We start from the raw sequence: 13,194 nt of genomic DNA on the forward strand, positions 1-13,194 counted from the left end.
AAATTGGAGTGTTTTTTTCATATTCAAAAAGGATTTTAGGACATCAATGTCGAATATATATAGTATACAAACTTTATAATTCGGAGGGCATTATTATGATTAATGAAAAGAACTTCACACAACAAAAACTAGAAATGGTGTATTTAGAAGATTTAGTTCCTAAAGACCATATTCTGAGAAATATAGATAAATACATGGATTTCTCTTTTATAAGAGAACTGACTAAAAAATATTACTGCTTAGATAATGGAAGACCTGGCGTAGATCCTATTATACTTTTTAAAATGCTGTTTATTGGGTACTTATTTGGAATAAAATCTGAACGACAACTTGTAAAGGACATTGAAGTAAATGTGGCTTATAGATGGTTTCTAGGACTAAGTCTTACTGATCCTATTCCAGATCATTCAACAATTAGCCAAAATAGACGTAGACGGTTTAAAGGTACAGATGTGTTTCAAAAAATATTTGACAAAGTAGTATTTAAGGCTATAAATCTTAAGATGGTAACCGGTAAAATACTTTACACAGATTCTACACACCTAAAAGCAAATGCTAATAAGCGAAAGCTTGTGAAAATTGAAGTTGAAAAAACGCCGAAAGAATATATAGCTGAACTTAATAAAGCAGTAGAAGAAGATAGAATAAACCATGGTAAAAAACCTTTAAAAGAAAAAGAACCTGTTACCAAAATAAAAGAAACTAAAGTTAGCACAACCGACCCTGACAGTGGATATATGATGAGAGATGGCAAGCCGGAAGGCTTCTCATATTTAGATCACAGAACTGTCGATAGCAGACATAATATAATTACTGATGTGTATGTTACTCCTGGAAACATAAATGATGTTGATCCTTATATCGATAGATTAGATGTGCAAATAAAAAAGTTTAATTTTAATACAAAATATGTTGGTGCAGATGCTGGTTATGCTACAAATCTTATATGTAAAAAACTATATGAGAGGGAATTAAAATCTGTAATGGGATACCGTAGGTCTCCACATACAAAAGGAATGTACACAAAAAATAAATTCCAATATGTTAAAGAGCAGGACATTTACGTATGCCCTGACTTAAGGGCTTTACATTATAAAACAACAACAAGAGAAGGATATAAAGAATATGTTGGTAATGCAAAATATTGCGACATATGTCCAAACAGAGCTCAATGCTTTTCTGCAAAAAGCAAGTTTAAAACTATTAGAAGACATGTTTGGGAAACGTATAAAGAAGATGTTGTAAAGTTCACCAGAACAGATAAAGGCAGAAATATATATAGAAGAAGAAAAGAAACTATAGAGCGAAGCTTCGCAGATTCAAAACAACTGCATGGGCTTCGCTATTGCCATATGCGTGGATTAGAAAATGTGCAAGAGCAGTGTCTGCTTACAGCAGCAGTGCAGAATATGAAAAAGATAGCTAGCCTGCTATCTTTACTGTTTTTTGATTTTCTAACTAAGAAGATAGTTGTTATTTTAAATTTATCCATAACTCAAAATGCTATCGCATAATTGCATGTAAAAAGCCCAGTATAATAAAAAAATTATACTGGGTTTGTAAACAACCTGAAAATGCCCTTAGGCATTTTTTTTATAATTTTTTTTTTGAAAAACTACGAGAAAATTATGACGTAGCAGCTAAATATATTAGAGGCTGATGATATGAAACTATCAGGTAAGTAATAGAACAGTTTACTAGTGAGGATATTTAGAGTAATATTAAGGCTAGTAATAATAAACAAAAGAAAATGTATTATTGTTTATTTAAAACAATAAACTAACGCTGAAATATGGAGGGATTAACATGGCTGAAGAAAAAATATTAGTGGTGGATGATGAGGAACATATACAAGAGTTAATTAAATTTAATTTGGAGAAGAATGGTTATAAAGTTATGTGTGCTAATAATGGTATAGATGCTATAAAACTTGCTAAAGAACAATTGCCGCAATTGATGTTACTAGATTTAATGTTACCTGGAATGGATGGCCTAGATGTTTGTAAGGAAATTAGAAAAGATTCATCTATGTCGAATATGTCAATAATAATGATAACAGCAAAAGCAGAAGAAATAGATAAAATAATAGGGCTAGAGTTAGGGGCAGACGATTATATTACAAAGCCATTCTCAGTAAGGGAGCTAGTAGCAAGAATCAAAGCCATGCTTAGAAGAACCAATATGCAAGTAGCTGAAAAGTCTTTTAGTGTTGGAAATTTGACTATTGATTTTGGTAAGCACGAGGTTATTAAAGGTGAAATCAAAATTGATTTGACATTAAAGGAATTCGAACTATTGGAAATTTTGATAAAGAATAAAGGAAGAGTTATGACTAGAGACTTTTTATTAGATAAAATATGGGGTTATGAATACTTAGGAGAAACAAGAACTGTTGACGTTCACATAAGACATTTAAGGCAAAAAATTGAAGAAGATGATAAAAATCCAATGTATATCCAGACTATTAGGGGCATAGGATATAGATTTAATTTTGGAGAGTAATTATGAAAAAAAAATTACTTATATATTTGTTAAGCACTGTGATTTTTATATTTGTGGTAGTAACTGCATTATTCACGTCTATTTTTAATTATGAATATCAGCAAAATCTAAAAGGGAAGCTTCAAATTAATAACAATATGATTATTAGATTATTGCAAAGTAATAATTTAAGAGACCCTCAGAAATTTTTTATGGAGAACTTAGAAAGTTCGCAGCTAAGAGTTACCTATGTTGATAAGAATGGTAAAGTTATTTATGATTCAAATATAAGCGGGGAAACTATGGATGATCATAATGATAGGCAAGAAATAAAAGACGCAAGAAAAAGCGGCAGTGGATTTACAGTGAGATATAGTAAATCCACTGATCGGAATATGATGTATTTTGCAACCACTTTTGGTGATGGGTTTATTATTAGAAGCTCTATGCCTCTTGAAATTGTAAATGGATTAGGCAGTAAATATTTTAAGCTTTACATCTTAGCCATAATTTTTTCAGCAATAATGTCAATTTGGTTTTCTCTAAAACTATCATATATTATAGTAAAACCAATTACCGACTTGATTTTTATTACTTCAAGAATTAGTAAGGGCGAATTTCATAGAAGAGCTAGAGTATTATCAGATGGTGAAATAGGACAACTAGCTAAGAATTTTAATGAGATGGCGGATAAACTAGAGTCTACATTGAATGAAGTTACCGATAAGCAAAACAGGCTTGAGGCTATTTTGCAAAGTATGGATAGTGGAGTCATTGCTGTAGATAGAAAAAATAAAGTGATAATGATTAATCCATATGCTAAAAAAACATTTGGAATCACTAAAGATATTATAGGGCAGAATCTTCTGGATAATATAAGGGATTTTGAATTAGAAAATATCTTCCACCAAAGTGATAATGATTATAAGGAAATAAAGATAGTTTGGCCACAAGAAAGAGAACTTAGAATAAAAACTACAGATATAATTAACAGAAGCGAACATATAGGCACTGTGGCAGTTGTTCAAGATATTACAGAAGTGAAAAAATTGGAAAATATGAGAACACAATTTGTTGCTAATGTTTCTCATGAGCTTAAAACGCCTTTAACCTCTATTAAAGGGTTTGCAGAAACTCTAAAATATGTTGATGATGCTGACACAAAGGAAAAATTTTTAAATATAATCAATGAAGAAGCTGAAAGATTAACTAGATTAAGTACAGATATTTTAACACTTTCACATATAGAACAACAAAAGGAAGTTAAAAATGAAAAAATTAATATTAATAAAATTGTAGAAAATGTCTACAACTTAATGAAAAACATAGCAGAATTAAAAGGAATCAAGTTAAAGGTTGATCAGCGAAATGTAAAAGAAGTGATAGGTGACGCTGATAGGTTTAAACAAATGTTAATTAACTTAGTAGATAATGCAATAAACTACTCAGAAACTGGAGATAGTGTTTGCATTGGAATGGAGAGCAAGGATGATAGATGCATGCTATGGGTTAAGGACACTGGGGTTGGAATAGACAAAGAACAAATTCCACGTATATTTGAGAGATTTTACAGAGTGGATAAGGCTCGTTTAAGATCAAAAGGTGGCACTGGATTAGGACTTGCTATTGTTAAGCATATAGTGCTTAAATTAAATGGAAAAATATATGTGGAAAGTCAGCTAGGATCAGGCAGTAAATTTATAGTTGAAATTCCGTACGCTAAATAAAAATAAAGCTATCGCGTTATTTAAAATGGATCCTATATGATAGACACTAAAAAAGTCTATTCATATGGGATTTTTTTTTGTACAATTAAATTAGAAAGGTTGTGAGCATTATGAGTAAAAAAGTATTTACTAATGAACAAATTTTAGCGCTCTCAAAAAACAGATATATTAAACGAGTTAGTGAAAAAGGAATTACATATACAGATGAGTTCAAATCCTTATTTGTAGCTGAGCATATAATGGGGAAATTATCGTCTCAGATTTTTCAAGATGCAGGGTTCGATATAGAAACACTTGGTAATACTAGAATCAAGTCTTCTAGTAAGAGGTGGCGCAAGGCTTATAAGGAATCTGGCGAATTAGGCCTTAGAGATACTAGAAAATTCAGCAGTGGACGCCCACTTAAACGTGAATTAACCCTAGAAGAAATAATCACAAGAAAAGATGCTGAGATTGAATACTGGAAGGCAGAAGCAGAACTATTAAAAAAAATCGAGCTGCAAGAAAGGCAGGTGAAAAACGGTAGTTTAAGGATCTCTTCAATTTTTGCACTTATTCAGAACATTCTCTCTAAATCTAAATATAAAAATATGATTAGACATCTATGTGGTGTAATTGGAGTATCAAGATCAGGTTATTATAATTACCTAAAATCAGAATCTACACGTAATATTCGAGAACAAAGAGATTTACAATTAAGGAAAATAGTTCTTAAGGCATTTGAACATAGGGGTTACAAGAAGGGTTCACGTTCTATTAAGATGGTACTCGAGCAAGAGTTCAATTTAATTATTAATAGAAAATGTATTCAAAGAATTATGCGTAAATATAATATCAAATGTCCAATTAGGAAAGCAAATCCTTATCGTAGGATGATGAAAGCAACTCGAGAACATACTGTTGTACCAAATCTATTAAATAGAAACTTCAAGCAAAATATACCTGGCAAGGTATTGCTTACAGATATAACTTATTTGTTTTATGGAAAGGGTCATAGGGCGTATTTATCAACGATTAAGGATTCCTCTACAAATGAAATACTGGCATATAATGTGTCAGCTAATATTAAGATGGATATAGTCACTGATACTATACTAAAGCTAAAAAAGAATAGAAATATTAAAATATCTAAAGATGCATTTATTCACTCAGATCAAGGTTGTCATGTGCGACAAGAAGTCGCGTAATATATTGTCGAAAGACTACCCTATCCATTCGGGGTAACCCTATCATGACTAGCGTGGATGGTAACGTCTGGGTTAGAAAGCTCATGAGACGATGTGGAAGTTCGAGAAGCCTAATCTGGAACAACTGCTAGGGTAAGAATGCTATGGAGAACGTAAAGTGAATCACTGTAGGAATCGTTACGCTGGAGAAAGCGAAATAGGCTGAAACGCTTTGACCAAAAGGTACGGAGTCAAGCAAAGGCCAACTGTTAAACCAATGCGATTGGATGAAGCACTCCCGGTTTAAAGGTGGCTCTTAAGGCATTCATAATTATATATTACGTGGAACTTGGTAAACCCTATATATTCCTTAAACATAAGGTATCTACCCGCAAGGTGAAGAAATGATATAGAGGGCAGAAGAAAAGGATAAAAAGCGAAAGCCGTTTTTGTAATAAAAACAGATAAGAGTTCAAACTTTGCTCTAACCTGAAAGGGTGCTGACTTGTCCTATGGTATTTCTTGTCAGGAAAGGACGGTAAACTTATGAATTTTAATAACTCAACGACGGATAAAACCGAGAGGCTAAAAGACACTAAAACACTTGCAGACAAATGGGATTCCATTGATTGGATACAAGTACAAAATGATGTTAATAGGCTACAGTCCCGTATCGCTAAGGCAACAGTGAAAGGTGATAAAAACAAAGCAAAACAGCTACAATATTTACTGACACATTCTTTTTCGGCAAAAGCCTATGCAGTGAAAAAGGTAACCACCAACAAAGGAAAGAAGACATCAGGTGTTGATAAAAAACTATGGTCCACTTCTGCCTCAAAAATGAAAGCGGTACTTAAACTTAATGGTAAACATTACAAATCAAAACCACTCAAAAGAGTTTATATTGCAAAAAAAGGCAAGAATAAGAAGCGACCTTTAGGAATCCCGACAATGTATGATAGAGCAATGCAGACTTTATATGCATTAGCACTCGAACCGATTGCTGAAACCAAAGGTGATAACATCTCGTTTGGGTTTCGTCAGGGAAGAAGTGCCAAAGATGCATGTGAACAAATATTTAATGTACTAGCAAGAAAATGCTCTCCTACATGGATATTAGAAGGAGACATAAAGGGATGCTTTGATAACATCAACCATAGTTGGTTACAAGAAAACATTCCAATGGATAAAAGAATCATGAAACAGTTTCTGAAATCAGGGTTTATATACGAGGGTAAGTTATTTCCGACGGACACATGTTCTCCGCAAGGAGGTGCCATATCAAGTCTTTATGCAAACATGGCACTTGATGGTCTTGAAAAGGTGATTCAAGATAAATACCATCGTAACACAAAAGGGAATATCGAAAATCACTATCGTGCAAAAACCAAAGTAAATCTAGTACGATATGCTGATGACTTTATAATAACTGCAAATACTAAAGAAGTTGCAATAGAACTTAAAGAAGTTGTTAGTCAGTTTCTTGAAACTCGAGGACTAGTGTTATCTGAAGAAAAGACTAGAATTACCCATATAAATGAAGGTTTTGACTTTCTAGGTTGGACATTTCGGAAATTCAAAGAAAAACTTATTGTTAAACCTTCAAAAGGTTCAATAAAAAGCTTGATAAGGAAATGTTCCACTATTATTCTTAAAGAAGGGAAAGCATGCACTCAATCGGATATAATTCGTAGACTCAATTCTGTAATAAGAGGTTGGACTAACTATCATAAACACACGGTAGCCAGTCAAGTTTTTTCTTACATTAACAACACACTTTATTACTTATTACATTATTGGGCAAAGCATCGACACCCAAATAAAAATAAACGGTGGCGAATTAATAAGTATTGGCATCAGAAGGGATACAAAATATGGGTTTTTATGACAGAAGACTATTCTCTTATTAATTTAAGGCGAATCAAAATAGTCCGACACCCAAATTTGAAAATCTCTCAAAATCCTTTTTTACATAAGGAATATTTTGTTAAAAGAAGAATGAAACTACAATCACTGAATGCCGCCTGAAAAGGTGAAGAAATGCTTGAGCCGTATGAGCGGGAAACTCTCACGTACGGTTCTTAGACGAGGGGAAGGGAGCAATCCCTTTTCTTTAGTCGATTATACCAGTCCCAAATTTCAAAAACTACTTAAAAAATATAAACTTGGACAGTCAATGTCTAGAAGAGGAAACTGTTGGGACAATGCCCCACAAGAATCATTTTTTGGTCATATGAAGGATGAGATTGACTATAAAAGTTGTGATACATTTACTGATTTACAGAATCTAATTGATAATTATATGGATTATTATAACGACTATAGATATCAATGGGGATTAAAAAAGTTGACTCCTGTACAATACAGAAATCAACTTTTAGTTGCATAGTCTTTTTTAAATGTCCTTGACATAGGATCCATTTTAATTAACGTGATAGCTTTATTTTTATCATTGTAAAGTTTAATTAACATTAGCTAAACTTTAGTTAACTTTGTCTTAATACAAAGTTAACTTTCGGGGTATAATATTATAAGTGTAATGAGTAGCTAATAAAACAATCTAAATAAATGAACGGGGGAATTATCAATGAAAAGAAAAAACTTAAAATTAATGGTCGCTGCACTAGCAGTTGCAATGACAGCAGGAATTTCCACGGGTTGTTCAAGTAAAACTGCACCTAAAACTGAGACTAAAAAAAATGAGTTATCAGGTACAATAACAGCAGCAGGATCAACATCACTTCAGCCTTTAGCTGAATTAGGTGCTAAGAGTTTTTTAGATAAAAACCCAGGAGCAACTGTAAATGTTCAAGGTGGTGGTAGTGGTACTGGACTTAAATTAGTATTAGAAGGTAGTGTAGAAATAGGAAATTCAGATATTTATGCAAAAGATAAAGAAGGAATTGACGCAACTAAATTAAAAGACAATAAGGTATGTGTTATAGGAATTGCAGCAGTAACAAATCAAAAATCTAAAGTTGAATCTTTAACAAAGGCTCAATTAATAGATATATTTACAGGTAAGATAAAAAACTGGAAAGAAGTTGGCGGAGCTGACATGAAAATCACTGTTATAAATAGACCAAAATCTTCAGGAACTAGAGTAACATTTAAAGAATTTGGTCTGGATAAAAAGGAAGAAGTCGCTGGTTTAACTCAAGATTCGAGCGGAGCTGTTAAACAAGCAGTTAAACAGACAGATGGGGCAATAAGTTACTTAGCATTATCATACTTCGCTGATGAGGCTAATAAAGAGGGTTTAACCGTACTGAAAATTAATGGTGTTTCTGCAAATGCAGAGAACATAAGCACAGATAAATATAAAATTTGGGCATATGAACATATGTATACCAAAGGTGAACCTACAGGAATAACAAAAGCATACTTGGATTATATGGTAAGTGATGAAATGAAGGCAGGGATAACAAAATTAGGGTATATTCCAATGGCAGATATGAAGGCTAAAAGAGATTAATATTCTCTAAATGCTGGGTAAAACCGGTCTTATTTTGCATTAAATTATCACTTTCGGTTCTACAATATTAACGACTTCAGAAGGAGATTTATAACCTCGCCAAGTTTCATTTTTGTTAGGGTAGTAAGTCCACAATTATAGAAGGTAGGGGGGACTTTCCTTCTGGAATATCGTTAAAATAATTTTTTTGAGGTACAATGATATGAAAAAAAATGCTATGAAAAAAATATTTTTAAAACTAAAGAATGAATATTTAGGACGTGGATTTGCAACATTTTGTGGTGCTGTTATAGTTATTCTTACTTTTTCAATCATATTTTTCCTAACGACTAAAGGATTAAATACCTTTATAAAGCACGGATACTCAATATTTCATTTTATATTCTCTGGAGAGTGGAATCCAGAGGTGGGGGGAGAATCTTTACCTCCTCAATTTGGAACTTTGATATTTATTCTTGGGTCTTCAGCAGTGTCTTTCCTTGCAGTGCTAGTAAGTGCACCGATAGGGGTAGCTTTAGCAGTGTTTATGAATGTAGTATCACCAAAACTTGGCACAAAAGTTCTTCAACCTGCCATAGAGTTATTTGTGGGAATACCTTCAGTTGTTTATGGTTGGATAGGTGTAAGTGTTTTAGTGCCTATTATTAAGCTTTGGTTCGGAGGAATTGGTTTTAGTTTACTCGCAGGAGTATTAGTTATAAGCGTAATGATTTTGCCAACAATCACAAGTATTGCGTCTGATGCTATAAAAACCATACCCAAAGATTATATAGAGGCATCTTATGGACTTGGAGCAACTAGATGGCAAACTATAATTAAGGTGATTATTCCTGCATCTAAAAGTGGAATATTAACAGGTATAGTACTCGGAGTTTCAAGAGCATTTGGAGAAGCATTAGCAGTGCAAATGGTTATAGGAAACTCAGTAGCATTCCCTAAGGGGTTACTCGGAACCACATCTACATTAACAAGCATACTTACTATGGATATGGCAAATACAATCTATGGTACAGCTTGGAATGATGCGTTATGGTCAATGGCATTATTATTACTAATAATATCCTTTGTATTTATACTTATAATTAGAAAACTTGGAAGAAGAGGTGAGGTATAATGAGTTCTAAAGTTAAAGATAAAATAGCAACCATAGTTTTATATATAATTTCTGCTTTAGTAATTCTTTTACTCGTAAGCCTCATAGGATATATACTATATAATGGAAGGCAATCATTAAATTTAAAATTTATATTTGGAGAACCCCAAATTGGTGAAGCCGGTGGAGGGATTGGACGTCAATTATATAATTCGTTACATCTGCTTGTAGTAACACTTATAATCACAGTGCCACTAGGTGTAGGGGCTGGAATATATTTAGCTGAGTACGCAAAAGAAGGCAAGCTATTAAATATTATTAGATTGAGTATTGAGACTATGGCATCTCTACCGTCTATAGTAGTTGGTCTATTTGGACTTTTAGTGTTTGTTAATATGACAGGATGGGGATATTCTCTTATTGCTGGAGCATTAGCTATAACTATAATAAATCTACCTGGACTTACTAGAGTTAGTGAAAATGCTATTAAAGCCGCTTCTTCTGGTGTTAAAGAAGCAAGCTTAGGATTAGGTGCAACTAGATGGCAGACTATTAAAAATGTTATATTGCCATCTGCAATGCCTCAAATTCTAACAGGTGTTATACTAGCGGCGGGAAGAATATTTGGAGAAGCAGCGGCATTACTATATACTGCAGGTATGAGTGCACCAACTTTAAATTTTACTAATTTAAGTTTAACTAGTAAAGCTTCAGCTTATAGTTTATTAAGGCCCGCTGAAACTTTATCTGTATATATATGGAAGTTGAATTCTGAAGGAATGGTACCTGATGCTACTAAGATAGCAAATGGAGCTTCAGCAGTTTTAATAATTGCAGTGCTTATATTTAATGTATCTGCAAGAATAATTGGGAAAAAATTGTATGAATCTCATACAGGAAGTAAATAAGGAGGGTATAATATGGGAATTGTTATAGCAAAGAATCTAAATCTATATTATGGCAACGTTCAAGCACTGAAAAATGTAAACATTAATATAGAAAAAAATTCGGTTACTGCACTTATAGGACCATCAGGTTGTGGTAAATCGACATTTTTACGTACTATAAACAGAATGAATGATTTAATAGATTCTGTTAAAATAGATGGAGAAGTATTATACGAAAATAAAAATATATACAATCCAGATTATGATGTTATAGATTTAAGAAAGAAAATAGGAATGGTATTCCAAAAGCCTAATCCTTTCCCTATGTCAATATACGATAATGTGGCTTATGGACCCAGAATTCATGGTCTAACTAATAAGAAACAACTTGATGAAGTTGTAGAGAATAGTTTAAAGGGAGCTGCACTTTGGAATGAAGTAAAAGATAGGCTTAAAAAGAGTGCACTAGGATTATCTGGTGGACAACAGCAACGTTTATGCATAGCTAGAACTTTGGCAGTAGAACCTGAGGTTTTACTGATGGATGAACCAACTTCTGCATTAGACCCTATTTCAACTTTAAAGGTTGAAGAATTAATGGATGTTCTCAAAAAAAAGTATACAGTTATAATTGTTACGCATAATATGCAACAAGCAGGTAGGATTTCTGATTATACAGCATTTTTCTTAAATGGAGAAATCATTGAGAATGGAAAAACAGAGGAGATTTTTTACAAACCTCGAGATAAAAGAACAGAGGATTATATTACAGGAAGATTTGGCTAAAATATAATAAGGAAGGTGATTTAATGGCAAGAAAAGTATTTGAAGCGAATCTTCAAGAGCTTCATAATGATTTAATTAGAATGGGAAGCATAGTAGAAAAACAAATTTATGACTGCATCGATGCCTTAGTTACTCAAAACACCGAGAAAGCTGAAAAAATAATGAAGAATGATGACATAGTTGATGAAATGGAGCGAGAAATAGAAGATAAAGCAATAAAATTAATCGCTATGCAGCAGCCTTTAGCAATAGATTTAAGAAATATTTTCACTATGACAAAAATAGTAACGGACCTTGAGAGAATGGCTGATTATGCCGTTGATGTTGCTAAAATTACATTAAGATTAAAAGATGAAAAGTATGTAAAGCAACTAGTAAGTATACCTAAAATGGCTGAAATAGTAGTGCTTATGATAAGAGATGCCTTGGATGCCTATGTGGCAGGAGATGTTAAAAAGGCTTATGCAGTTTGCAAACGGGATGATGAGGTAGACACTATATATAAGGAAGTATTTAGAGAACTACTACAATTAATGATTAAAGATCAAAATACAGTAAATCAAGCTACTCAATTTATATTCATTTGTAAGTGGCTAGAAAGAATTGCTGACCATACAACAAATATATGTGAATGGACAATTTATCTAGTTACTGGTGAAAAAATTAATTTAAACGAATAGTTTTTAGATAAAATACAAAAACTACAATGAATACAAATTTAAAATATTGTAGTGGAGTTGTGATTATGAAGAAAAAAAAACTAAAAAAATTTTTTATATTTTTTTGCGTTAGTATGATAATGCTAAGTACAGGGTGTAAAAAAGGTGCAGAATTCAAAGAAAAAAAGCCCGAAAGTATTAAAATAATTTGTGAAGACACAGTTTTTCCTTTGGTAAATGATTTAGCACGTGATTATAATTTAAATAATGAGCATGCAGTTACTGTGGAATCTGCTGAGAAAGAAAGTGCTTTTAATAAATTAGATAATTCTGAAGGGGATGTTTTAATTGGATATGTTCAGCCAGATAAGAAGGAGATTGAAGCTGACATGCTAGCTTGTGATGGAATAGGGATTATTGTTAACGCTAGCAATAAAGTGGATGGTGTGGGAACTCAGGAATTAAAAAAAATATATACTGGAAATATAGTAAACTGGGAAAAATTAAATGGTGAATCAAAAACAATAGTACCTGTAGCATATAAAAATATGTTAAATACAGCCCAGCAGGGATTTAACATAATGATAATGGATACTCCTGTAAAAGAACAAATGGGTAATAGTACTCAATATGTATCAAGTGTAGAAGAGATGAAGAGTTTTGTTGCTCAGAATAAAAATTCTATAGGATTTATACCTGGACAGTGGTATAATAAAGAAAGTAAATTTTTAAAATTAAATGGTATTGAAATTACTAAATCGAATTTGCAAAATGAACTTTACTTTCTAAGGATTCCAATAAAAATGTATTATTCTAAAGAAAAAGAAGACAGGTTAAAGGATCTTTTTCAGTATTTTAAAAGTGAAGATGGTAAGAAAATTATTAGAAAATATTGCATAGAAGCATTTTAATACCTCCTT

General features: G+C 32.4%; 11 protein-coding genes and 1 pseudogene. All 12 read left to right on the forward strand.

What is annotated here, in order from left to right; translation table 11 throughout:
* The first annotated feature begins 95 nt into the window (after nucleotides 1-95).
* The 12 genes and pseudogenes from ACWJKP_RS10615 to ACWJKP_RS10670 all read left to right on the forward strand — a co-directional run bounded on the left by ACWJKP_RS10615 (nucleotide 96) and on the right by ACWJKP_RS10670 (nucleotide 13,185).
* Nucleotides 96-1,514 carry an IS1182 family transposase gene (locus ACWJKP_RS10615; RefSeq protein ID WP_224578821.1) on the forward strand — a complete coding sequence of 473 codons (1,419 nt, stop codon included), beginning with the start codon at nucleotides 96-98 and terminating at the stop codon, nucleotides 1,512-1,514.
* 292 nt (nucleotides 1,515-1,806) lie between these two features.
* Nucleotides 1,807-2,502, forward strand: a complete 696-nt coding sequence (locus ACWJKP_RS10620; protein WP_165412725.1) for a response regulator — start codon at nucleotides 1,807-1,809, stop codon at nucleotides 2,500-2,502.
* Between the two features lie 2 nt (nucleotides 2,503-2,504).
* Nucleotides 2,505-4,208 (forward strand): two-component system histidine kinase PnpS, encoded by a 1,704-nt coding sequence (gene pnpS, locus ACWJKP_RS10625; protein WP_165412724.1) that lies wholly within the window; start codon nucleotides 2,505-2,507, stop codon nucleotides 4,206-4,208.
* Nucleotides 4,209-4,318: 110 nt separating this feature from the next.
* Complete coding sequence (locus ACWJKP_RS10630; protein WP_462961170.1) at nucleotides 4,319-5,395, forward strand: IS3 family transposase; 1,077 nt, start codon at nucleotides 4,319-4,321, stop codon at nucleotides 5,393-5,395.
* A 525-nt stretch (nucleotides 5,396-5,920) separates the two neighbouring features.
* Nucleotides 5,921-7,402, forward strand: coding sequence for a group II intron reverse transcriptase/maturase (ltrA, locus tag ACWJKP_RS10635; RefSeq protein ID WP_462961171.1), 1,482 nt, complete (start codon nucleotides 5,921-5,923; stop codon nucleotides 7,400-7,402).
* 88 nt (nucleotides 7,403-7,490) lie between these two features.
* Nucleotides 7,491-7,763, forward strand: a pseudogene (locus ACWJKP_RS10640) (IS3 family transposase); the annotation flags it as partial.
* Between the two features lie 198 nt (nucleotides 7,764-7,961).
* Nucleotides 7,962-8,849, forward strand: coding sequence for a phosphate ABC transporter substrate-binding protein (locus ACWJKP_RS10645; RefSeq protein ID WP_165413522.1), 888 nt, complete (start codon nucleotides 7,962-7,964; stop codon nucleotides 8,847-8,849).
* A 202-nt stretch (nucleotides 8,850-9,051) separates the two neighbouring features.
* A complete protein-coding gene (pstC, locus tag ACWJKP_RS10650) occupies nucleotides 9,052-9,963 on the forward strand; it encodes a phosphate ABC transporter permease subunit PstC (RefSeq protein WP_165413523.1) in 912 nt (303 codons plus the stop codon).
* Nucleotides 9,963-10,850, forward strand: coding sequence for a phosphate ABC transporter permease PstA (pstA, locus tag ACWJKP_RS10655; RefSeq protein WP_165413524.1), 888 nt, complete (start codon nucleotides 9,963-9,965; stop codon nucleotides 10,848-10,850). The genes pstC and pstA overlap by 1 nt, the downstream gene beginning before the upstream one ends.
* A 12-nt stretch (nucleotides 10,851-10,862) precedes the next feature.
* Complete coding sequence (gene pstB / locus ACWJKP_RS10660; RefSeq protein WP_165413525.1) at nucleotides 10,863-11,615, forward strand: phosphate ABC transporter ATP-binding protein PstB; 753 nt, start codon at nucleotides 10,863-10,865, stop codon at nucleotides 11,613-11,615.
* 23 nt (nucleotides 11,616-11,638) lie between these two features.
* On the forward strand, nucleotides 11,639-12,295 hold the full coding sequence (phoU, locus tag ACWJKP_RS10665; RefSeq protein ID WP_165413526.1) for a phosphate signaling complex protein PhoU: 657 nt from the start codon (nucleotides 11,639-11,641) through the stop codon (nucleotides 12,293-12,295).
* Between the two features lie 65 nt (nucleotides 12,296-12,360).
* The gene (locus tag ACWJKP_RS10670) at nucleotides 12,361-13,185 is read left to right on the forward strand and encodes a substrate-binding domain-containing protein (protein WP_165413527.1); all 825 of its coding nucleotides are present in this window, start codon (nucleotides 12,361-12,363) and stop codon (nucleotides 13,183-13,185) included.
* Nucleotides 13,186-13,194 lie beyond the last annotated feature (9 nt).

The organism is Clostridium sp. CM037 (assembly GCF_055081095.1).